The 23,483-nt window shown below is 52.5% G+C and carries 21 protein-coding genes; 10 read left to right on the top strand and 11 right to left on the bottom strand.

The annotated features are described in order from the left end of the window. The first annotated feature begins 16 nt into the window (after positions 1-16). From HA51_RS13065 to HA51_RS13045, 5 genes are all read left to right on the top strand, one after another. Positions 17-3,754, top strand: a complete 3,738-nt coding sequence (locus HA51_RS13065; RefSeq protein ID WP_084934921.1) for a nitrate reductase subunit alpha — start codon at positions 17-19, stop codon at positions 3,752-3,754. Then, positions 3,751-5,286 carry a nitrate reductase subunit beta gene (narH, locus tag HA51_RS13060; protein WP_084934920.1) on the top strand — a complete coding sequence of 512 codons (1,536 nt, stop codon included), beginning with the start codon at positions 3,751-3,753 and terminating at the stop codon, positions 5,284-5,286. The genes HA51_RS13065 and narH overlap by 4 nt, the downstream gene beginning before the upstream one ends. Beyond that, positions 5,286-5,975 carry a nitrate reductase molybdenum cofactor assembly chaperone gene (gene narJ, locus HA51_RS13055; protein WP_084934919.1) on the top strand — a complete coding sequence of 230 codons (690 nt, stop codon included), beginning with the start codon at positions 5,286-5,288 and terminating at the stop codon, positions 5,973-5,975. Before narH ends, narJ begins: the two co-directional genes overlap by 1 nt. After that, positions 5,975-6,652, top strand: coding sequence for a respiratory nitrate reductase subunit gamma (narI, locus tag HA51_RS13050; protein ID WP_084934918.1), 678 nt, complete (start codon positions 5,975-5,977; stop codon positions 6,650-6,652). The genes narJ and narI overlap by 1 nt, the downstream gene beginning before the upstream one ends. Positions 6,653-6,749: 97 nt before the next feature. Further along, positions 6,750-7,409, top strand: a complete 660-nt coding sequence (locus HA51_RS13045; protein ID WP_084934917.1) for a DUF1345 domain-containing protein — start codon at positions 6,750-6,752, stop codon at positions 7,407-7,409. On the opposite strand, the gene HA51_RS13040 is transcribed toward HA51_RS13045, so the two are convergent. After that, on the bottom strand, positions 7,406-7,714 hold the full coding sequence (locus tag HA51_RS13040; protein ID WP_084934916.1) for a hypothetical protein: 309 nt from the start codon (positions 7,712-7,714) through the stop codon (positions 7,406-7,408). The genes HA51_RS13045 and HA51_RS13040 overlap by 4 nt on opposite strands. Before the next feature lie 110 nt (positions 7,715-7,824). Between HA51_RS13040 and HA51_RS13035 the strand changes: the two genes are divergently transcribed. Then, entirely contained in the window at positions 7,825-8,100 is a 276-nt protein-coding gene (locus HA51_RS13035) for a VF530 family protein (RefSeq protein ID WP_084934915.1), read from the top strand. Positions 8,101-8,297: 197 nt separating this feature from the next. Next, positions 8,298-9,728: a purine-cytosine permease family protein gene (locus HA51_RS13030; RefSeq protein WP_084934914.1), complete on the top strand. Its 1,431-nt coding sequence runs from the start codon at positions 8,298-8,300 to the stop codon at positions 9,726-9,728. A gap of 74 nt (positions 9,729-9,802) precedes the next feature. Here HA51_RS13030 and HA51_RS13025 read toward each other — a convergent pair whose 3' ends face one another. The 7 genes from HA51_RS13025 to HA51_RS12995 form a co-directional block, all read right to left on the bottom strand. Then, positions 9,803-10,354 carry a YbhB/YbcL family Raf kinase inhibitor-like protein gene (locus HA51_RS13025; RefSeq protein ID WP_084934913.1) on the bottom strand — a complete coding sequence of 184 codons (552 nt, stop codon included), beginning with the start codon at positions 10,352-10,354 and terminating at the stop codon, positions 9,803-9,805. A gap of 84 nt (positions 10,355-10,438) precedes the next feature. Beyond that, positions 10,439-12,532 carry an FUSC family protein gene (locus HA51_RS13020; protein ID WP_084935010.1) on the bottom strand — a complete coding sequence of 698 codons (2,094 nt, stop codon included), beginning with the start codon at positions 12,530-12,532 and terminating at the stop codon, positions 10,439-10,441. Positions 12,533-12,873: 341 nt separating this feature from the next. After that, positions 12,874-13,989, bottom strand: a complete 1,116-nt coding sequence (locus tag HA51_RS13015) for a lactonase family protein (protein ID WP_084934912.1) — start codon at positions 13,987-13,989, stop codon at positions 12,874-12,876. Further along, entirely contained in the window at positions 13,986-15,341 is a 1,356-nt protein-coding gene (locus HA51_RS13010) for an enolase C-terminal domain-like protein (protein WP_084934911.1), read from the bottom strand. Before HA51_RS13010 ends, HA51_RS13015 begins: the two co-directional genes overlap by 4 nt. Continuing rightward, positions 15,319-16,674, bottom strand: coding sequence for an MFS transporter (locus HA51_RS13005; protein WP_084934910.1), 1,356 nt, complete (start codon positions 16,672-16,674; stop codon positions 15,319-15,321). Before HA51_RS13005 ends, HA51_RS13010 begins: the two co-directional genes overlap by 23 nt. Before the next feature lie 195 nt (positions 16,675-16,869). Further along, a complete protein-coding gene (locus HA51_RS13000; protein ID WP_084934909.1) occupies positions 16,870-18,102 on the bottom strand; it encodes a type II toxin-antitoxin system HipA family toxin in 1,233 nt (410 codons plus the stop codon). After that, positions 18,095-18,346 (bottom strand): helix-turn-helix domain-containing protein, encoded by a 252-nt coding sequence (locus tag HA51_RS12995; RefSeq protein ID WP_084934908.1) that lies wholly within the window; start codon positions 18,344-18,346, stop codon positions 18,095-18,097. The genes HA51_RS13000 and HA51_RS12995 overlap by 8 nt, the downstream gene beginning before the upstream one ends. Positions 18,347-18,474: 128 nt before the next feature. Here HA51_RS12995 and HA51_RS12990 point away from each other — a divergent pair, with 128 nt between their 5' ends. After that, a complete protein-coding gene (locus HA51_RS12990) occupies positions 18,475-19,512 on the top strand; it encodes an NADP-dependent oxidoreductase (RefSeq protein WP_084934907.1) in 1,038 nt (345 codons plus the stop codon). A gap of 45 nt (positions 19,513-19,557) precedes the next feature. Here HA51_RS12990 and HA51_RS27110 read toward each other — a convergent pair whose 3' ends face one another. Then, positions 19,558-19,707: a hypothetical protein gene (locus HA51_RS27110; RefSeq protein ID WP_158087369.1), complete on the bottom strand. Its 150-nt coding sequence runs from the start codon at positions 19,705-19,707 to the stop codon at positions 19,558-19,560. 205 nt (positions 19,708-19,912) lie between these two features. Between HA51_RS27110 and HA51_RS12985 the strand changes: the two genes are divergently transcribed. Next, positions 19,913-20,653: a nitroreductase family protein gene (locus tag HA51_RS12985; RefSeq protein WP_084934906.1), complete on the top strand. Its 741-nt coding sequence runs from the start codon at positions 19,913-19,915 to the stop codon at positions 20,651-20,653. Positions 20,654-20,733: 80 nt separating this feature from the next. On the opposite strand, the gene rluF is transcribed toward HA51_RS12985, so the two are convergent. Continuing rightward, entirely contained in the window at positions 20,734-21,615 is an 882-nt protein-coding gene (gene rluF / locus HA51_RS12980) for a 23S rRNA pseudouridine(2604) synthase RluF (RefSeq protein WP_084934905.1), read from the bottom strand. 190 nt (positions 21,616-21,805) lie between these two features. Here rluF and HA51_RS12975 point away from each other — a divergent pair, with 190 nt between their 5' ends. Beyond that, positions 21,806-22,552: an HPP family protein gene (locus tag HA51_RS12975; protein WP_084934904.1), complete on the top strand. Its 747-nt coding sequence runs from the start codon at positions 21,806-21,808 to the stop codon at positions 22,550-22,552. 23 nt (positions 22,553-22,575) lie between these two features. Here HA51_RS12975 and HA51_RS12970 read toward each other — a convergent pair whose 3' ends face one another. Continuing rightward, on the bottom strand, positions 22,576-23,481 hold the full coding sequence (locus tag HA51_RS12970; protein WP_084934903.1) for a metallophosphoesterase: 906 nt from the start codon (positions 23,479-23,481) through the stop codon (positions 22,576-22,578). Between the last annotated feature and the right edge of the window lie 2 nt (positions 23,482-23,483).

Below are 23,483 nucleotides of genomic sequence, written 5' to 3'. Positions count from 1 at the left end.
CAATCGGAGAAGCGTCATGAGCAAACTGCTTGATCGCTTTCGCTATTTCAAACAGAAAGGTGAAAGTTTTGCTGACGGTCATGGTCAGGTGTACCACACCAATCGTGACTGGGAAGACAGCTATCGCCAGCGCTGGCAATACGACAAAATTGTGCGTTCAACACATGGAGTGAACTGCACCGGCTCCTGTAGCTGGAAGATCTACGTCAAGAATGGCTTAGTGACGTGGGAAACACAGCAAACGGATTACCCGCGCACTCGCCCTGACTTGCCCAACCATGAACCGCGTGGCTGCCCGCGAGGTGCCAGCTATTCCTGGTATCTTTACAGCGCCAACCGCCTGAAATATCCGCTGATTCGTAAAGCGCTGCTGGAGCTATGGCGCGATGCCCAGGCACAGCACAGCGATCCGGTTGAGGCCTGGCATTCCATCATGGCCGATGGCGAAAAAAGTCAGCAGTTTAAAACCCAGCGCGGTCGGGGTGGATTTGTGCGCGCCAGCTGGCAGGAACTGAACCCGCTGATTGCCGCAGCAAACATTTGGACGATCAAAAACTACGGCCCCGACCGTGTCGCCGGTTTCTCACCGATCCCGGCGATGTCGATGGTCTCCTACGCTGCAGGTACGCGCTATCTGTCGTTGATTGGTGGCACCTGTCTCAGTTTCTATGACTGGTATTGCGATTTGCCGCCCGCCTCACCGATGACGTGGGGTGAGCAAACCGACGTGCCAGAATCTGCTGACTGGTACAACTCCAGCTATATCATTGCCTGGGGTTCCAATGTGCCGCAAACCCGTACCCCGGATGCACACTTCTTCACCGAGGTGCGTTACAAAGGCACCAAAACAGTGGCCGTCACGCCAGATTATTCAGAAGTGGCTAAGCTCAGCGATCAATGGCTGGCGCCAAAACAAGGCACTGACAGCGCGTTAGCCATGGCAATGGGCCATGTATTGCTCACTGAGTTCCACCTGAAAAATCCTAGCGACTACTTCCTCAATTATGTTCGCCACTACACGGACATGCCGATGTTGGTGGTGCTGGAACCGCGTGAAGATGGCAGCTATGTACCCGGACGACAGTTACGAGCGGCCGACCTGCTGGACAATCTTGGCGAAACCAATAATCCCGATTGGAAAACGGTGGCGTACACCAGTACGGGTGAGTTGGTTGTGCCAAATGGCTCGGTCGGTTTCCGCTGGGGTGAGAAAGGTAAATGGAACCTGGAACCAAAAGCGGCGGGTCAAGCGATTCAGTTGCAGCTCAGTCTGCTTGAACAACATGATGCCGTTCTCGACGTCGCTTTCCCTTACTTTGGTGGGCTGGAAAACCCTCACTTCCGCCATGTGAAACAGGACGAGATTCTGTTGCACAAACTGCCCGTCAGAGCGATCACGCTCGCTGACGGTGCGAAGATTAATGTGGCCTCCGTTTACGACCTCACGCTGGCGAATTATGGCGTGGACCGTGGGCTGGATGACAGCAACTGTGCACGGGATTACAACGACATCCGTGCTTATTCACCCGCTTGGGCAGAACAGATTTGCGGTGTGCCGCGCAGCCAGATAGAAAAAATTGCCCGTGAGTTTGGCGAAACAGCGCATAAAACCCACGGTCGTTCGATGATCATCCTCGGTGCCGGGATCAACCACTGGTATCACATGGACATGAGCTACCGTGCGCTGATCAACATGCTGGTGTTCTGTGGTTGTGTAGGGCAAACCGGCGGCGGCTGGGCGCACTATGTTGGACAGGAGAAACTGCGTCCGCAGACTGGCTGGACACCGCTGGCCTTTGCGCTGGACTGGAACCGTCCACCACGCCACATGAACAGCACCTCTTACTTCTACAACCACGCCAGTCAGTGGCGTTACGAGAAGCTACAGGCGCAGGAGTTATTGTCGCCATTGGCCGACGCCAGCCAATACCGAGGTCATTTACTCGACTTCAACGTGCGTGCCGAACGCATGGGTTGGTTACCCTCCTCTCCACAGCTCAACGTTAACCCACTTGATATTGCCGCCAAGGCTGAACAGGCCGGTCAATCTCCCGCGGACTGGACCGCAGCCGCCTTGCAATCCGGCGCTATCCGCATGGCGTGCGAACAGCCGGATAACGGCAGCAATCACCCGCGCAATATGTTTATCTGGCGCTCGAACCTGTTGGGTTCATCCGGTAAAGGCCATGAATACATGCTGCGTTACCTGCTCGGCACCGAAAGCGGCGTGCAGGGTCAACCGATTGATGATGAACAGGTGATGCCCGAAGAAGTCGAATGGCGCACCGCCGCACTGGAGGGTAAGCTCGATTTGCTGGTGACGCTCGATTTTCGTATGTCGAGTACCTGTCTGTTTTCCGACATCGTCTTGCCGACTGCCACCTGGTATGAAAAAGACGATATGAATACCTCGGATATGCATCCGTTTATTCATCCACTTTCGGCCGCCGTGGACCCCGCATGGGAATCGAAAAGCGACTGGGATATTTACAAAGGTCTCGCCAAAACCTTCTCCGAACTTTGCGTCGGCCACCTGGGTGAAGAAACCGATGTGGTACTGCAACCCATTCAACACGACTCTCCTGCCGAACTGGCGCAAGGCGGTGAGATTCGCGACTGGAAAAAAGGCGAGTGCGACCTGATCCCTGGTAAAACCGCTCCACACATCATCAGCGTTCAGCGCGATTACCCAGCCACCTATGAGCGCTTTACCTCTGTTGGGCCGCTATTGGAAAAACTTGGCAACGGCGGCAAAGGCATCAGCTGGAATACCGATAAAGAAGTCGATCTGTTGCGTCGCCTCAATTACACCAAAAAGGACGGTCCCGCCAAAGGGCAACCACAAATCAACAGCGCTATTGATGCTGCGGAGGTGATCCTCACACTGGCGCCGGAAACCAATGGCCAGGTGGCGGTGAAAGCCTGGAATGCGCTTAGCGAGTTTACTGGACGTGAGCATGCGCATCTGGCGCTGCCCAAAGAAGAGGAAAAAATTCGCTTCCGTGATATCCAGGCGCAACCGCGCAAAATCATCTCCAGCCCAACCTGGTCAGGCCTGGAAGACGAGCACGTCTCCTACAACGCTGGCTATACCAACGTCCATGAACTGATCCCATGGCGCACGCTGAGCGGTCGTCAACAGTTGTATCAGGATCACCCGTGGATGCGTGCGTTTGGCGAAAGCCTTGTCGCCTATCGGCCGCCGGTGGATACCCGCAGTGTCGCTGACCTGCAACATATCCCCTCTAACGGCTTCCCGGAGAAAGCGTTGAACTTCCTGACGCCGCACCAGAAATGGGGCATTCACTCAACCTACAGTGAAAACCTGCTGATGCTGACGTTGTCACGCGGTGGTCCGATTGTGTGGATGAGCGAAGCCGATGCGCAGGAGCTGGGGATCAAAGACAACGACTGGATTGAAGTGTTTAACGCCAATGGTGCGTTGACCGCACGTGCGGTGGTCAGCCAGCGCGTCCCCGCCGGTATGACCATGATGTATCACGCTCAGGAGCGCCTGATGAATATTCCAGGATCAGAAGTGACCGGGATGCGCGGCGGGATTCATAACTCAGTGACACGTGTCTGCCCGAAACCCACGCATATGATTGGTGGCTACGCGCAGTTGGCTTACGGCTTCAACTACTACGGCACCGTGGGTTCCAACCGCGATGAGTTCATCATGGTACGCAAAATGCGACAGGTTAACTGGCTCGACGATGAGGGCCGCGATCAGGTTCAGGAGGCTGGGAAATGAAAATACGTTCACAAGTCGGCATGGTTCTGAACCTCGATAAATGCATTGGCTGCCACACCTGCTCCGTGACCTGTAAAAATGTCTGGAGCAGTCGCGAAGGCATGGAGTACGCCTGGTTCAATAACGTGGAAACCAAGCCCGGCGTCGGCTATCCCCATGCCTGGGAAGATCAGGATAAGTGGCACGGCGGCTGGATCCGCACCATCAAAGGTCGCCTGGTGCCGCGTTTGGGTAATCGCTCCTCAGTGCTGTCGAAAATCTTCGCTAACCCCCTGGTGCCGGGCATTGACGATTATTACGAACCCTTCACCTACGACTACCAGCATCTGCATACGGCAAAAGCGGGTAAGAGCCAGCCAACTGCCCGTCCGCGTTCGCTGATCAGCGGCGAGCGCATGGATAAAATCGTCGGCGGCCCTAACTGGGAGGAACTGTTAGGGGGTGAGTTCAGTAAGCGTTCAGCAGACAAAAACTTCGATGCCATGCAGAAGGAGATGTACGGCGCGTTCGAAAATACTTTCATGATGTATCTGCCACGCTTGTGCGAACACTGCCTCAATCCGAGCTGTGTCGCCACCTGTCCGAGTGGTGCCATCTATAAGCGTGAGGAAGATGGCATTGTGCTGATCGATCAGGATAAATGCCGTGGCTGGCGTCTGTGCATCAGCGGCTGCCCCTACAAAAAAATCTACTTCAACTGGAAAAGCGGCAAGTCAGAAAAATGCATCTTCTGCTATCCACGCATTGAGTCTGGCATGCCAACCGTCTGCTCAGAAACTTGTGTCGGCCGTATTCGCTATCTCGGCGTGCTGCTGTATGACGCCGATAAAATTGCCGAAGCGGCCAGCACCGAAGATGAACAACAGTTGTATGAGCGCCAGTGTGACGTTTTTCTTGACCCCAACGATCCACAGGTGATCGAAGAAGCGTTGAAACAAGGCATCACACAAAACGTCATCGATGCTGCGCAGGCCTCTCCGGTATGGAAGTTGGCAATGGACTGGAAACTGGCATTGCCGCTGCACCCGGAATACCGCACCTTGCCGATGGTGTGGTACGTGCCGCCGTTGTCGCCCATTCAGTCGGTGGCCGATAACGGCGGATTGCAGCTGCATGACAGCGTATTACCCGACGTTGAAAGCCTGCGCATTCCGGTACAGTACCTGGCCAATATGCTGACGGCCGGTGATACCGCGCCAGTGCTGCGGGCGCTGAAACGCATGATGGCCATGCGTCACTACAAACGTTCACAAACGGTGGAAGGCGTCACTGATACCCGCGCACTGGAAGAAACCGGCCTCAGTGAAGCGCAGGTGGAAGAGATGTATCGCTATCTCGCGATTGCCAACTACGAAGATCGCTTTGTGATCCCAACCAGTCACCGTGAATTGGCACGCGAGGCCTTCCCGGAACGCAACGGTTGCGGTTTCAGCTTTGGTGATGGCTGCCACGGCAGTGACACCAAATTCAACCTGTTCAACAGCCGCCGTATCGATGCGATTAACGTCGGCGATAAAGCAGGAGGTGAATAATGGAGATCCTGAAACTGATCGGCATGCTGATCGAATATCCCGATGACGCGCTTTGGCAGCATCAGGATGAGATCCGCTCGCTGGCGGAACAACAGCAGCCTGCGCTGCTGCCGTTTATCAACCATTACCTGGCAACGCCACCCCTCGATATGCAAGCTGACTGGTGCGCGTTGTTCGAGCGCGGACGGGCAACCTCCCTGCTGCTGTTTGAACACGTGCATGCCGAATCACGCGATCGCGGCCAGGCCATGGTGGATCTGCTCGCGAAATATGAACAAGCGGGTTTGCAACTGAACTGTCGTGAGTTGCCGGATTACTTGCCGCTTTACCTTGAGTATCTGAGCCTGCGGGAACCCAGCGAGGCACGTCAGGGGTTGCTGGATATCGCGCCGATTCTGGCGCTACTCGGCGGACGCCTAAAAGAACGCGAGAGTGCGTTTAGCGAACTTTTCGACGCGCTGCTGACTATCGCCAATAGCCCATTACGCAGCCAAAGCGTGGCGCAGCAGGTCGCGACTGAAGCGCGCGATGATACACGTGAAGCCCTGGATGCCGTGTGGGAAGAGGAACAGGTGAAGTTTATCGACGATAAAGCCTGTGATAACAGCGCACAGCAGCAACATCAGCGACGGTTTCGTGATGAAGCGGCGCCGCAATATCTCGACCTCTCAGCAGGAGGATCACGCTAATGCACTATCTCGATTTGTTGTTTTTCGACATTTATCCCTACCTGTGTGGCACGGTGTTTTTGGTCGGCAGTTGGTTACGGTACGACTATGGTCAATACACCTGGCGTGCCTCATCGAGTCAGATGCTGGATAAAAAAGGCATGCGCCTTGCGTCGAATCTGTTCCACATCGGTATCCTCGGTATCTTCTTTGGCCATCTGTTTGGTTTGCTGACGCCGCACTGGATGTATGAACCCTTCCTGTCAATTGCCGCCAAGCAGAAGCTGGCGATGGCTGCGGGTGGCGTGTTCGGCATTATGACGCTGGTAGGCGGTTTGTTGCTGCTGAAGCGACGCCTCTATAACCCGCGCATCCGCGCCACGTCAACGCATGCGGATATGCTGATCCTTGGCATTCTCGTGGTGCAGTGCATGCTAGGGCTGACCACCATTTTCTTCTCAGCGCAGCACATGGACGGCACTGAAATGATGAAACTGGTGGGTTGGGCGCAGGCGGTCGTTACCTTCCATGCGGGCGCTTCTGAGCATTTAGACGGGGTAGCGTGGATTTATCGTGTTCATTTGGTGCTGGGCATGACCCTCTTCCTGTTGTTCCCCTTCACACGTTTGGTACACGTCTGGAGTGCGCCGGTGGAGTATTTCACCCGCCGTTATCAGGTGGTGAGATCACGCCGTTAGCCCACTCATCTCAGGCGGTCTGGTGGCGGCCTGATCCCTTTTTCCCGGCCATCGTCTACAGTTAACGTATTCAATCGCTGGGAAAATTCCGCCTATCATGCCCTTTTCTTTTACTTCCCATCTTTTCGCTCGACTGCGTTTGCTGATCTCGATTGCGGCAGGCATCCTGTGCTATCTCTTACTGCCCGCGAAGTTAGGCGAAATGCAGCGATTATTGATAGGCTGGAATGTGCTGGCTTGGCTCTATTTGTGGTTTGTTTGGTTCCGCATGCTGCGGACGGATGTGGGGGAAATAAAACGAATTGCGCAAATGCAGGACCAAAGCGCGACGCTGGTATTGGTTATGGTGATCGTGGCCTGTATGGTCAGCATTGTGGCGATTATGAGCGAACTGCCAGCGCTAAAACATCTCAATGGCACACCACGAGCACTGCATCTGCTGCTCACGGCAATGACGCTGATAGTGTCTTGGGCATTGCTGCCCAGTTCGTTTGCGATGCATTACGCCCATCAACACTACTTGCAAAGAAGTGACAGCGTCACTCCGATGATCTTCCCAGAAAAGCCTGAAAACCCTGAGTATTGGGACTTTCTCTACTTCTCGTTCACTATTGCCGTTGCTTCCCAGACTGCCGATGTTGCCACCGGCACCACAGAAATGCGCAAGCTGGCGCTGTTGCAATCCGTTATCTCGTTTATCTTTAATCTGGCGATTTTAGGACTGTCAGTGAATGTGGGAGCAGGATTGCTCAGTTAGCGCCGCCCTTTGATCACTGACGCCGACCAGTTGAAGTCGTTAACTTCACTGGCAGATTGTGCCTCAGGCTTTTTACGGCGTACCGGCGTTTTCTTCGCCTTGTCTGCTTTCGCTTTCTCTTTCGCCAGCTTCAAGGTCATGACCTGTTGGCGCGCTTCTGCCGTGAATTCCTTCTCTTTCTTGGCATCTGGCTCTTTACCGCTACGCTGACGATGTTTCTGCATCAACCCCTTAAATATCTCATCGACCTCGACACGTTCCGCTTCGTTGAACTGATCGATGGAAATCATTTTCTTATCGCTCATTACGTCTCATCCTGTGGTAAATGGCCCGACTAGAGTTTACATCATTGCTGCTGGCTCGGCTTTCTTGTAACCTTGCCCGCCAATCTTACACCTGCACGCAAGGATTTATCATGACTACTCACTCTTCTAGCGATCCGATGCACGGTGTCACACTGGAAATGATAGTGAATGCGCTGGTGGCCCGTTATGGCTGGGTTGAACTGAGCAAACTGATTAATATCAACTGCTTTAAAAACGATCCCAGTGTTAAATCGAGCCTCAAATTCTTACGACGCACACCTTGGGCGCGTGCAGAAGTCGAAGCGCTTTATCTTGATTCACTGGATGAACCTACCGCTGATGATAAAGAAGATTCAGGATTTAACCCTTGGACGCAGGGCCACTAACCCTCTTTTGCGCTGACATTTTCCAACTCATCCCAACCTTGCCAGCGTCATCACATTTTCCAATGACAGCCTGCCTTGTAACTTCCTATCGCGCGTGACAGTATCGATACATGTATATACATGTATCACCAATTGCATTCACAACAGACCAACAATAAAAATTCACGCACCGCGTTTACTGTTCCAGCGAGGAAACTATGTCAGCCGAATCACCTGCAGCAGATTATTCAGGCGCAGAGAAACAGCGCCTGTCAGAAACCCGTTCCATTGATTACATTCCATTGCGCGAGCGTCATGGACACCCTTTCAGCCAGTTCACCCTGTGGTTTGGCGGCAATCTGCAAATCACCGCGATTGTCACGGGCGCCTTAGCCGTGGTGCTGGGCGGCGATGTGGTGTGGTCGCTGATTGGGTTGTTAGTGGGGCAAATCGTCGGCGCGGGGATTATGTCTCTGCATGCGATTCAGGGACCGCGTCTGGGATTACCGCAAATGATCACCAGCCGCATGCAGTTCGGGGTGTTTGGTGCGGTAATCCCCTTGGTGCTGGTGTGCATTATGTATATCGGTTTCTCCGCCAGTGGCACGGTGTTGGCGGGACAGGCCCTGGCCAAGCTGATTAACGTCAGTAACGCTGCGGGAATGATTCTGTTTAGCGCCATCATCGTGGTGATAGCGGTGCTGGGCTATCGCGTGATTCACAAATTGGGCAAAGTGGCGAGTGTGATTGGCGTATTGGCTTTCGCCTACCTGTTTATTACCCTGCTCTCCACCCATGACTTGTCAGCCGTGTGGGGGAATCAACACTTTACCATCGCCAACTTCTTGCTGGCGGTGTCACTCTCTTCCTCGTGGCAGATCGCATTTTGTCCTTATGTTTCTGACTATTCCCGTTATCTCCCGGCAAATGTCTCCGCGAAAAAGCTATTTTGTTCAGTGTTTTTTGGCACCGTGTTAGGCACTCAGGCATCGATGACCTTGGGCGTGATTGTTGCCGCAATTGCCGGCAAAGCGTTCTCAGGTAACGAGGTGGGTTACATTGTCGGTTTAGGCAGCACCGCCACCATGGCGATGGTCATCTACTTTGCTATCTGCTTTGGGAAAATCACCTTCACCACGCTGAATGCTTACGGCAGTTTCATGTCATTGACCACCATCGTCTCTGGCTTCCGTCAGCAAACCTCACTCAGCCGCGGCGGCCGTATCCTGTTTGTGGTGCTGATGGTCACGGTGGCATGCATCATTGCACTGATCAGTGAACCCGCGTTCCTGAAATCCTTCACCCACTTCCTGCTGTTCCTGCTGGCCTTCTTTGTGCCTTGGAGCGCTATCAGCTTGACCGATTTCTACCTGATCACCAAAGGCAAAGTCGATGTGCCTGCGTTGTCTCAACCCAATGGGCGTTACGGACGCTGGAACCTGGCGGGCATCGTGGTTTACTTCCTGGGGGTGTTGGTACAACTGCCCTTTATCGACAACCCGCTGCATCACGGTTCATTAACCTGGATTTTTGCCGGTAATGACGTGTCATGGATTATTGGTTGGTTTGTTACGGCACTGCTGTGGTTGGCAGCCAGCCGCTGGGATGGTCGTGGCAAACTGGAACGCTCTGTCTACCCGATTGAGTGACGTTGTCACTAAACCTTTGTGTGTACCCTTCAGCAAAATAGCAGGTCGTCGCTCAGGACGGCCTGCTCGTCACATCACTTATCGTTGGTAAAGCGCCCAACCACCGTTGCGCCACCCAATGCGTGCCCTTTGAGTTTCGCGATGAGCTCATCATGTGTGAGCCCGGCCGGTAACTGATTCACCGGCAAATCAGTGGCGACCAGCACGAAGTTGTAATGGTGGATGCCACTTCCAACAGGTGGACAAGGCCCATAGTAACTCGTGGTGCCAGGAGAGTTTTTGCCCCCGGTATACCCTACGCCCTTACTGAGCTCACCTTGTGCAAATTGGGTGCGGTCGGCGGCGATGTTGTAGGCCACCATATGGGTGACGCCTAGCCCTTTACCCCCCACCGGATCGGTCAACATCAAGGCAAAACTGCGTGTTCCTGTTGGCACATTTGACCAACTCAACGCCGGAGACACATTTTCCCCCGTACATGATGGATTGCTTTTGTTATTACCGGCAAATGTTTTATCCAGCATCGCACTGTCTTTAAAGTCTGGCGATTGCAGGGTAAAAACCGGAGCCGCCATCACACTTCCCGGAAGCAGCGCCAAGAGTAGCACGTGTTTCAACTTAACCATCTTCAACTCCTGTTGATGAAAAAATCAGCGAAACAACAAGTATATATGCTGTTGATGTGGTTAACGAAGTTTATGCCGGGCGAGTTAGTAGGCGCGTTGGCGATAATCCTGCAATTGCATCATCTCCATCTGACGCGGCGTGGCCACCGGCCATGGTTGCTGCGGAAACAGGTAAAGTCGGATGCTATGTAAATGGAATAAAGGCGTCAGCAAGCTGTCATCGTTTTTTGCCTGTCGCTCCAGCAACAGCATCAGCAGATCGAGTTCATCGAGCAGATCCTGATGCGGCGGCGCTTGCAGTGATTTCAAACGTCGTTTGAGAAACAGCGAAAGCTCATGAAACATTTGGCCACTGTCCAGTTGGTATTTAGCCAGCAACGCTTTGTGTCGGGCATAGTAGTCAAAGCTGTTCACCCCTATCCATACTTCAGCTAATAACATGCCGGCCATATCGGGCTGCGGATCGAGTCTCAGTCGCGGTAGGACCACATTGACTTTATCTAACATCAAACTGATAAATCGCTGCCGTCCCAGTAACGAAGAACCATTACGTTCAAGCTCTTTAATAAAGCGCAATAGCTCGCGCAATCCCTGACGTACCGCGCGGCGTGCAGTCCATGAGGGGCGTTTGTTACGCATCAGCACCGTAGCGACCACCGCAAATAGCACGCCGGTTAACGACGCGATCGCATTATTGATCAGCAACACCAGGTCTGGTTTAAGGTGATGGCCCAAACCAATAAACCCCGGAATCTGAATCGCCACGCTGATACCAATCATGTTGGTGGATGGGCGCGCAATCATCAGCCCCAACAGCATCAAACCCGGTGCGAGACAAATCATCAGCGCTTCAAATGAGGTCGCCTGCGGAATCAACAACGCCACATAGATGACGCTGATAACAATCGCGACAATTACACCGCGCACAAACAGCTTCATTGAGGTGAGCGGCGTATCCATACTGACAAATAGCGAACTGAGAATCGCGGCCATCACTGGTGCCGAGGCACCATCGTGCCAACCTGTGCCGATCCACAGCAGGCATGAACCGAACACAGCGCAGAAGGCCGTCAGAGCGGAAAGGCGAATCATCCCCTTGTCGTAAAAGCGGTGTGTGCGTTTGCCACGCGCGGGTGTGGTATCCCCTGACAGATCGCTGACCAACCCTCCGACGCTTTGATAGGCGCCCGCGATGCGCACAAAATCTGCCATGCGCTCCAGCAAACCGGTAAACAATAAGCAGTGTTCAATCGGCAACTCACCGTTGCGCCAGGCAGCGTTGATATCACTCTGGCAGCGGCTGAGTTCAAGTTGAATGCCACTGGTTTCGCCAACGGCTTCTCCATCGTTCAGCCAGTGCAAAAACAGCCGAAACACAACGGCAACATTGTCGGGAAAAGGAATTTGCTGAGCCGATAACCGCTGCAGGCGCATTTCTATGGCTGTCAGCGTAGGGATGAGATACGAAAGATGTTGATACTGCACGCTGACGAGGCGGATGAGTCTGCGTGCGGCATCCCCCTCATAAACACAGTGGGTGATGAGGATTTCCACCTGCTGTGGATTGGTCGCCATACGCGTCAGGATCTCATCGCGCTCTGGGGATTTATCGCTGGGTATGCCTGACAGCAAGTCATGGCAAAGCTTACGCGCGTTGAGATACCACTGGCTGATACTCTGTTCCAGTAAGCTGCGCATCGATACCGGAAACAGCAAAGCATGCACCAGGCTGCTGCACAGGGTGCCAACAGCAATCTCTTCAATACGAGATAACACGGTATTGGTGATCGACATCGGCGTCATCACTTCGGGAAATCCCATGATCGCGGCGCTGTAGCCTGCCAGCATAAAGACATAGCTTTTGGGGGTGCGGTCGTGCAGGGAAAGATAGAGACAAACGCTCACCCACAGTGAAATACACAGGCTAAACAGCAGCGGGTGCTCCACAGTGAGCGGGAAAACAAAGAAGATAAACACCCCACCCAACAAAGTACCGAGCATGCGGAACAAGGATTTAGAGATGGTGGAAGCCGAGTAGAGCTGGGAGGCAATAAAGACCGTCGTCACCGCCCAAGCGGGTTTATCCAGATTGAGTTCCAGAGAAATGTACAGTGCCAGGAATGCAGCCAGACAGGTTTTTACAGCAAAATAAACGGCGTTTTTTGAAAACCACTGCATGACAATTTTGAGACCAAGCCAGTCCAAGTGCGGCGTATCCTGACAGAATAATGAATCTGCTCACTGCGATAAATACGTCAAATTGTTACAGCATCAAAAATGATGTTTTAACCCAGCAATCAATAACAGGATAATTATTAAGGCTTACTAATGGTATTAATATTAAAAAACGCAGCCATTTCATCACCACATTGATTTAAAAGCAGATTCTCAAGGGGCGGTTATCAGTGGGGTAATGTGTTCTGGATCACACTTTAAAAAATAACCTGAACAATAACAACGCCTCCATAAAAACATTTCGCGCAATCTGGCGCGATTTACTGCGCCAGATCAGCGAAAACTTAGTCACTCACGATGCTCACCCAGTTTGCATCTCCCCCTGCCGGCGCTTCACTGACTTTTTTCAACGCCCCGCTTTGGCTATCAATCGCATAGCTGCCTGTGACCTTGCTTTTTTCACCACTGGCGATAAGCCAACGGCCATCACCGGTTATCGCAAAACTGCGGGGCTGCTGCTCGACCGGCCAACTGCCAATCAGCGTCAGCTTGCCACTGTTTTTATCCACGTGGTAACCCGTCAAGGTACTGCTGGTGCGCTCGCTGACGTAGAGAAAACGTCCATCGGGGGTGATGTGAATATCTGCTGCCCAAATGCGCGGCGTGGTGTCACTGTAGCCCGGCGGGCGCTCAAGACCGTGTTGCAGCTTATACTCCGCCGCCACCGCATTCGGTGTCTCGGCAATTTTCGACAGCTCGCCCTGAGCATTACGACTGTACTGCGTGATGATGCCGCCCATTTCCCCCACGTTGTAGAGATAGCGTTGGTCTGGAGACAGCACAGAGTGGCGCGGCCCATTTTCCGCTGCGGTCTTCACGTAGCCATTTGCCAGTGCGCTAAGTTCCCCCGTTTTGCTGAGTTCTAATTGCAGCACACGATCGGTGCCGAGGTTGCCAACATAGGCGGTTTGCCCGGCATCATCCACAATCACCGAGTGTGCTGCATGGCCGGTTTTGTAGCTGCCAACGGGAGGTGCGATCACACCGCCCTCTTGAGCCAGACGATACACGTGGACAACATCGCCGTCGTAAGAAGCGCCAAGCAGGAATCGTCCCTGTTTATCGGTGCTGATATAGGGATAACTGGCTGCGGCAGAGACTTCGCCGGTTTTACTCAGATCGCCCGTGGCACGGTCTATCTTCCAACTCTGTAGCCGCAGAGGTTTACTGCGGATAGCCGCATACAGATGCTGGTGGTCAGCGCTTAGCGCCAGCGGCATCACTTTACCTCCCGCGGGCGTGCGCCCAAGCAACTGCAAAGCACCGGTTTGCTCATTCAATGCATAACGCGCGATGGTGCCATCATCCGCTTCGGAAACATAAACAAAGGTTTTCGCCAACAGCGGCGTACTTAATGCCATGGCTGCCAGTAAAGTGGCGACCTGAAAAGTCTTCTTCATTTCCTTTCTCCCCGAACCAGCGCAGGCCGTTTCGCATCATAACGCCAGTTATCTATCAAGAATTGCATCCCTAATGCATCGTTGCGGTTCTTATCAGGGAGCGCGTTATACAACGCATGCGCCTGTTCAACGCGTTGCATATCCATTTCAATGCCCAACCCTGGTCCTGACGGGAGTTCCAGATACCCGTCACGGATCTGTGGAGGTTGATGGCTTAATTGCTGGCCATCCTGCCAAATCCAGTGTGTATCGAAGGCCGTTTGGCGGTCGCCAGGGGCAGCAGCCCCCAGATGGGCCACCATGGCGAGAGAGACATCAAAGTGATTGTTGGAGTGGCAACCCGTGGTGAGCCCCCATTCGTTGCACAGTTGAGCCACCACGTTAGCGTTACGCAGGGTCCAAAAATGCGGATCGGCAAGGGGAATATCGATGGCATTGAGCTGCAATGCATGATGCAACTGCCGCCAGTCATTGGCGATCATGTTAGTCGCGACGGACACACCGGTGGCTCGTCGAAATTCGGCCAGGGTTTCACGCCCAGAATACCCCTGCTCAGCACCACAGGGGTCCTCCAGGTAAGGCACTTTGCCCGCCAGTTGCTTGCCAAAACGGATCGCGTCTTCCAATGACCAACTGGCATTGGGATCGACCGTGACACGAGCCTGCGGGAAACGCGACAACAACGCCTCAACGGTTTCAACTTCCACTTCACCGTGCTGAACACCGCCTTTGAGCTTAAAATCGCGGAAGCCGTATTTATCGACCGCGGCTTCAGCCAGTTCGACAACGGCTGCACTGTCCATCGCAGGTTGATGGCGCCTGCGCAACCAACCTTCAGGCTCATCCTCACCGGTTCGGTAATGCATATTGGTGCGCTTACGATCTGCGATGTAGAACAGATAGCCCAGCACGGGAATGCGATCCCGCTGCTTCCCGCTGGCAAGAAGATCGGCAACAGGCAGGTTGAGAAATTTACCTTGCAGGTCTAACAGTGCCGCTTCAATGGCCGCCGCAGCGTTATAAAACTTCTCCGGGTTCATTTGCGGGATATGAATGTCGTTGGTATGAGAGGTCTGTTGGCTGCGTGCGTCGCTGGCAAAAAGCTGGCTCAAGGTCGCATTCGCTCGCATCAGTGAACTCCCCACAATCAGCGGGCGGAACCCTTCCAGCAACTGTAAGGTGGATGCGTGGCAAGGTGTCTCACCGACACCAACGTTCCCTGACGAGTCCGTCAGGAACACCAGAATACGTGTGAAATAGCAGTTATGCGCGCCGCCAATATTCAGCAACATACTGTCGTACCCCGCGACAGGTACAACGCGCATGGTGTTAATGACTGGTGTGTCGGACATGGTTTCTCTCCTTGTGACCGAATGCTGGTGGAACAGGTTTACGACGCAACAGCAGCCCTACACCAGTGATGACCGAAACACTGGTCAAGGCGTAGAGTCCGCCGGTGGTGCTGCCCGTATGAAGTTCGAGGTAGCCAAACACCGTGGGCGCAAAGAAGCCGCCGAGGTTGCCAATCGAGTTAATCAATGCGATGCCGGGCGCGGCAATGGATGCGGGTAATTCGCTTTGCGGCATCGGCCAGAAAAAGGCGGCGCTCACTTTGGAGCCGATACAAGCAACGATCATCGCGAAAAAACCAAACCAAGGGGAACCCAGGGTCGCCATAAACGTGCCGCAAGCGGCAATCAGCATGGCGATACCCAGCCCTTTATCCAGCTTGTCGCGATAGCGGTCAGTGGTTTTGCCCAACAGAAACAGGGCAACTATCGCGCATAGCCAGGGAATTGCCGTCAGCAGCCCAATTTCAAAACTGTTATAGCCCTGAATACGCTGGATAATTTGCGGAAGCCAGAACACTAGGGTGTATCCGGTCATGGTCATAGTGAAGAAGATGAGACAGTAGAACAGTAGGCTACGATCGCGCAGCAGGCCCCAGCGGCCATACTCTTTGGCATTCACATCACGCGCCGCGTCTTCCAGTGCCAGTTGCTGTTTTAATGCCTGCTGCTCTGCGGCATTGAGCCACTTAGCATCCTGGGGTTTGGAGACCAACACCAAGGCGGCCAAGAGTCCGATGACGATGGAACCGCCTCCTTCCAGGAACATGACCCACTTCCAACCGGCCAGGCCGTTCACGTCATGCAGCATCAGAATGGCGCCCGTAAGAGGACCTGAAAACAGAAAGGCGCTGGCCGTGGCACTTAATACCATGGCTGTTGCCCGCCCGCGCCAGGCATTGGGGACCCATTGACGAAAGTAGAACAGCACGCCGGGAAAGAATCCCGCTTCGGCCACGCCGAGCAAGAAGCGTAGAACATAAAAATGCAGCGGCGTACTCACAAACCCGGTCATCACCACCACGATACCCCAAGTGATCATGATGCGAGTGAGCCAGATCCGCGCCCCGAGTTTCTTCAGCATCAAGTTGCTGGGCACTTCAAACAGCGCATAACCAATAAAAAATAGCCCCGCGCCAAAACCAAAAGCGGCGGCACTGATTCCGGCATCGGCTTGTAGCTCCGCTTTAACGAAGCCGATATTGGCGCGATCAATCTGGTTAACGATGAGCATCACCGCCAGCATCGGAATGATACGGCGGAAAAACTTCGCGATGGCTGAAGCAATGTGTGCGTTGTGATCTGCTGCTAAATCAGAAGATTGTTGAAGCGTCATGCGTCACCTATTGGGTTATTAGCACCGCTATAGGTATACGCAGCTGATTTGAGAGCCGTTATGTGAAAGTGCCCGAGACCGTCTGTGCAGTTGCACATCACGTCAGTTTATTCAGTAGGTTAGCTTATTTCGCAGCAAAAACTTTTGCGTGGGATTGTGCGCTGGCTCACTGCGAAGTTAAAGCCTGTCTGCCTTTCACAGCAGGGAATCCGTCTTACGTTTTTTAGGGCGTTTTACATCGGTTGTCAGGAACAGATTATTGGTTGCCATACTGCGAGTCAGTGAACGGCCTATGGACTCCTTTAACTCTGGAAAATCTGCAAATAGTGTCCCCTTGACTAACTGCTCGTTAATCACATCCGCAAACTGTTCCATCACAGATGCAGGTTTAATGATTTTTAGCTCACGTGCAAACTTCAATAAATCATCTCTGTTGGGAAATTTTTTGCTTTTGTTTAACTTGAGCGCTAATTCTTTATCTGTGGTGGGATAAATGTCGGTATTAACGACATCATAGAGAGGAGATAGCTTAGGTGAGGTATTATCCTGAGCCGAATACAGCAATGAATAATTCTTTAGATGCGCATCGCCATTACCTACCATGCAGCTGAAGATTACATAGCGCCAATACTGTTCAACCTGCGACTGGTCGCGAGTAAATAAGCTCACAATCTTGCCACCGGTTTCATAGGATCCACTGTACTTATGGTCCGAAGTTTTTCCCGATAGCACGCAAAAATCTTCCATGGCCAGACGCTTATCTTGTTGAATATCAAAGCGCTCCATAATGAAGAGTTCTTTATTGTCTGATAACCAGAAATCTGCCACTTTAAGCCCGCAGAGCTTGGCAAGTGACATGCATATGAACTCATTTTCAGCGAGTCGCGGATACTCTTCATCCCCTGTTTTGGCGATCAAGTTGGGATACAGCACCGTACCGCGACTCTCAGTACTGATCATCACTTTGGGTTGCACACCAGAGATTGACGTTTGCAGTAAATATTTATTTAGCAAATATTGAAACGCACTCTCTTTATGATCCCAATGCAACAAGTCATCAAGCTTTTCAGGTGAAGGGCGAGGGAAGTTTATGTCACTCTTGTAAGATAATGCACCAATACCTGTATCCTGCTGTAAGGCCAGAAAGAGCATGTCGTTGACATTACCCACATATCGGCGAAGCCGCTCTGCAATATGATAGCGTACATATCCTTCAGGAATATTCATTTCAAAGATGTTGAATAAGCGACTGCCGTTGTAACCAAGACGATTATCAGCAAGCATTGTTAGTGAAACAGCCCTGGCGCTTTCGGAATCATAGCTAAAATTATAGCTTCCCTTCTCATGCAATAATCTTCCGCTGTATTCACCACCGCTATAAACTTCAATATGCCGTATGGGTTTGGCAAGCTGCGTTAAATCAGTCATCGTTAAACAACGCCTCCAATTCATCTAACTGTGGCATACCGGCTGACTGCACCGAAAGCTTCATCTCCAGCGCGTTCAGATAGAGGGTCAATGCTTTAAGGGAGCCGGAATAAAGGCCATTTTCTATTTGTGAAATGACCGTTCGGTGGATTCCCGCATGCGTGGCCGCGGTGCTTTGTGTCCACCCTTTCGCCTTTCGTTTCTCTTGGCACTTTTGACCAATATCAAGCATACCCGGCAGCATAGACCCTCAAATGTTGTTATATAGCAACAAAACACCAATAATGAACCAAATGTTATTATATAGCAACATTCTGGCGAGGTTTAACTATCAGCTACACTTGCTAGATCGATCACAACAATGAGGTTTCCATGGCACAACATTCAAACGTCAATCATGCTTGGCTGCTCGCCTCTCGCCCCAATGGCGAACCCACCAAAGACAACTTTCGTTTGGTTGAACAACCGATTCCCGCATTGAATAACGGTGAAATGTTGTTGCGCACCGTTTACCTGTCACTTGATCCCTACATGCGCGGTCGTATGGATGACAGCAAATCTTATGCGGCCCCGGCTCAGCTCGATCAACCCATGGTGGGTGGGACGGTCTCTCAAGTCGCCGAGTCACTGCATCCTGATTTTAAAGCCGGTGACTGGGTGCTGGCAGGCAGTGGCTGGCAGAGCTATGCCGTTTCGGATGGCAGCGGCGTCAGTAAAATCGGCAAACTGCCCCATCCTTCCTGGGCGTTGGGTATTCTCGGCATGCCAGGGTTCACCGCCTATATGGGGCTGCTGGATATTGGACAGCCAAAGGCTGGTGAGACGTTGGTGGTCGCCGCCGCAACCGGCCCAGTGGGCGCAACCGTTGGGCAGCTTGGTAAGCTAAAAGGTTGCCATGTTGTGGGCGTCGCCGGTGGCGAAGAGAAATGTCGCTATGCCGTTGAGAAACTGGGTTTCTCAGCCTGTCTGGACCATCACAGTGAAGATTTCGCTCAGCAGCTGGCAAACGCCTGCCCTGATGGCATTGATATCTATTTTGAAAACGTCGGTGGCAAAGTGTTTGATGCGGTATTCCCGCTGCTGAACACGGCTGCGCGCGTGCCGGTTTGTGGTTTAGTCTCCAGCTACAGTAGTGGCAATCGCCTCCCGCAAGGCCCGGATCGTACCCCGCAGATCCTCAGCGGCATTCTGAAACGCCGCATTCGACTGCAGGGTTTCATTATTTTTCAGGATTATGGTGATCGTTATCCTGAATTTTTACAGGCGATGGCACCCTTGGTTGAGCAGGAAAAAATTCACTACCGCGAGCATATGATCGAGGGTTTGGAGAATGCGCCACAGGCATTTTTCGATATGCTAAAAGGCAAGAACTTCGGTAAGACCGTGGTGAAAGTGGCTGAGGAGCAATGATTAAGGCCGGTTATGCAACTTAAAAATAACCGGCATCATGATCCTTCACACTCGTTTGGTTTGCGGTAAAAGCAGCTCTGTCAAAATCTGGGTACGCTGCTGCGTGGTGAGCCAAAAAATGCGTGGAATCCATGCTGGCCGAGGCTGCGTTGCATAGAGGTGCTGCATCTCATCTAACCATTTTGCATTGTTCATCGTATCCTCCTGTGTTGAAGAAAAGTATGGATAAATAAATCCGGAACAAATAGTGAGATGATTAATAAAATTGTTCCGGTTTTTTCGGGCTCTTGTATTTAAATGCTTATTACTTATCAAAAATAATCAGTTAGCCACGGCAATAACGGTTAAGTTTATTCCTGTCACCTTCTGATAGGCTCCTGCCATCTAACCAGGAGGCACCATGAGTTCTTTGATCGATATCTTTACTAGCCATAAAAGTGACCGTAGCTTTACCGACCAACCCGTTGACGATGCAGTATTAGATCGCATCATTTCTGCTGCGTATCGCGCACCGACTTCGGTGAACTCACAGCAGGTGTCATTAGTCGTGTCTCGCGATGCTGCTAAACGCGCGCAAATCTCGCAGATTGCCGGTGGTCAGCCTTGGATTGCGAAAGCCCCGGTATTTATTACCTTGGTGCTGGACATGCACAAGTCTCAGGTAGCCATGGCCGCTATCGATCGCCAGCAACTGGCACATCAAAGTATCGAGAGTATTGTGTCGGGTTCGACGGACGTCGGTATTGCTCTGGGTACACTCATGGCGGCCGCGCGTGCTGAAGGGCTCGGTATCGTGCCAATCGGCGGTATTCGTCGTGTGCCGCAGGAGCTGATTGCCTTACTGAACCTGCCAGAGCACACCTTCCCGGTTGCGGGCGTAGTGATGGGGCATGTTGATCAACCTGCGGCGCAGAAGCCACGTCTGCCACTGGCGACCTTCCGCCATGATGAACGTTATCAACGTGCAGGTTTGGAGCAGCATATTGCCGACTATAACAAAGAAATTTTGCAGCACTGGAAGGACACCGGGCGTCATGACGGTGAAAGCTGGAGTGAAAGCGTGAGCGGTTATTACAGCAAAGTATACTTCCCGGATGTGTTGCCCGCGCTGAAGAAGCAGGGATTCGGCAACGACAAGTAAGTCTTTTCGGTCGCCTGGAATGGCGACCGAACAACGGAATTATGCAGCGTTTGTCTGGTGCGTACTCGCGTGCAACAGGTTTACCGCCCTTTCTTTTTACGCCCAGGCTGTGTAAAACGCTGGCGGCCAGCCGGTTTTCCCGCTGTTTTCTCGCTCTGTTTCGGCCCATTCATGACGGGCTTCTTCGCCGGAGTGGCAGGTTTCTTTTTCGCCTGCGTTTGCTGAGTTTTTTGATCTTCAGAGGAAGAGTCTTCGATCAAGTTAAACAACTCGATCAGTTCGTCGTCGGTGAAATCGCGCCACTCGCCCAATGGGATACCCTTAAGGCTCACATTCATAATGCGTGTACGCTCAAGTTTGGTTACTTCAAAACCAAAATGCTTGGTCATACGACGAATCTGGCGATTCAGACCCTGAACTAAAATAATACGGAATACAAAGGTCGACTCTTTCTTCACTTTGCATTTTTTGGTTACGGTCCCCAGCATCGGCACGCCGCCTGCCATTCCGGCGATAAACTCGTCGGTAATGGGTTTGTCTACCGTGACCACGTACTCTTTTTCGTGATTATTGCCAGCACGTAAAATCTTATTCACCAGGTCGCCGTGGTTAGTCAGGAAAATAAGCCCTTGCGAATCCTTATCCAGACGACCAATTGGGAACACGCGCTTACTGTGGTTAACAAAGTCCCCGATATTGTCGCGCTCACCCTCTTCCATGGTAGTAATGATGCCCACGGGTTTATTCAGTGCGATCAGCACCAGATCTTCTTCATTGCGCGGTTCAATCAACTGCCCATTAACTTTAACTTCATCACCGGCAAACACCTGAGCACCCACGGTGGCGCGCTTTCCATTAATAAAAACGTTGCCTTGTTCGATGTAGCGGTCGGCATCACGGCGCGAGCAGATTCCGCTCTCGCTGATGTATTTGTTCAGGCGGGTGGATGAGTTGGGCAGCATGGTTCCTCCAAAAAAAAACGGACTATACATCAACCTTAGACGTAGTGTAAGCCGCTGTTAATCATCACCGCATTGATGCGTATTTTAATCACCTGAGCGCAACAGCACACTAACATTGTGGTTGTTCTCAACAAATCGATCGGCGACAATCTGCATCCATCGTTTTTTCTTATGACAGAGCCCTTCCGCCATGACCGAATCTCGCCGCATCAACAGGCTGGCATCATTGCGTATTTTTCTCGCGCGCTTTTGGCCGCATCCACTACCTGGAGCTAAAAAGCAGATGGCGATGGCCAGTCTGGGTGCGGGTATTGGATTGATGATCACCAGCCTGACCAGCCATTGGCTGCTGGGTGAGGTGAACCTGTGGTTTGTGGCACCGATGGGGGCATCGGCGGTATTGCTTTTCGGTTTACCCAGTAGTCCATTAGCACAGCCGTGGTCAATTATCGGCGGCAATCTGGTCGCAGGTTTAATTGGTGTCACCACTGCAATGTATGTCTCCAACCCGGCGTTGGCCTGCGGTATTGCGGCTGGTCTGGCGATTTTGCTGATGTTCCAGTTACGCTGTTTGCACCCACCTAGCGGTGCGGTGGCGTTAACGGCAGTACTCGGCGGCAATGGCGTGCAGCAATTGGGTTATCACTTTGTTCTGACGCCGGTACTGCTTAATTCGCTGTGCTTAGCCCTGCTGGCCTTGATTTTCAATAATTTGGCCGGGCGTCGCTACCCTCATGCGCTGGCGTCGAATGAGCCTAAACCGCAGCCGGTCGCACTGGAAGTTCCCATCACGCGTGACGACCTTCATAAAGCGTTGGAAAATGGACAACTGTTGGATATCGATGAGGATGACCTACAACAGCTGCTACAACGCGCAGAAGAGATTGCGATTCGCCGACAACAGCAGAATGTGCAACCGTTAAAACGCGCCAGTTAAACCACAGAGTAGCCGCTCGAATTTCAGGTGCGGCTCACCTCTCCACCGAACCCATTTACTTTTACGCTATCTTCGGTAACCTCAACCACTGCAAATGGGGCATCGGCTGGCCCATCCAGCATGCCTTTCATGGTATAAAAGCCGGCCTGACCGATGCGTGCAAAGTTGCCGCGATGGTCATGACCAGAAAAGCAAAACCGTATGTTGTAACTAGTTAGAAGGTCCACCAGCACATGGGCGTTCATGAGAATATGTGTGGTAGGCGGTGCCAGCGGATAATGACCAAACACGCCCACATTCTCACCCTGCTGACGCGCTTCAATCAACTGTTGCTCAATCCACGCTAACTGTTGCTGCCCCACCGCCCCATTCCACGGCTGCGCCTGCGGTTGCTGCTGGGCACGCAAATCAGCCAGCAATGTCTCCGCTTGATAATAATCATCACCGTTCAAAGCATTGCAGTAGTGGCTGACGTCATTGCCGTCGTACACAATAAAGCGCCAACCTGCTAAGCGAAAGGCGTAATAACTTTTGGGCAGCGCCGCGCGGTTATTCAGATGCTGTGCAATCGTCTGTACATCGTGATTCCCCAATACCACCGCATGCGGATGTTCGAGGCGGTCGTACAACGGTAAAACTGTCGCATAGCTTTCCCAGTGGCGATCCACTAAATCACCTAAGGTCACGACAAAGTCGAGCGGCTGTTGATTCAACGCTGATATCGCCTGCGGAAGTTTATGCAGCGCGTGACGGTAGTAAAGATTGTTAGCGATGTCAGGTGCCACATCGGCGTATTGTGGATCAGCAATCAGGCCAAAGCGCAGCGTACGATCTAAGGCGGTAGGACGTAAATCAGGCAACGCATAAAGTTCAGCCACATCGCCTAATAACTCGCGCTGTGATGAGGTCAATGGATGCGGATGGGTCACGG

The sequence above is a fragment of the Pantoea rwandensis genome (assembly GCF_002095475.1).
In the GTDB taxonomy this organism is placed as follows: Bacteria; Pseudomonadota; Gammaproteobacteria; order Enterobacterales; family Enterobacteriaceae; genus Pantoea; species Pantoea rwandensis.
Note: the sequence above shows the minus strand (reverse complement) of the source record. Positions and strands in the feature narration are given on the sequence as shown.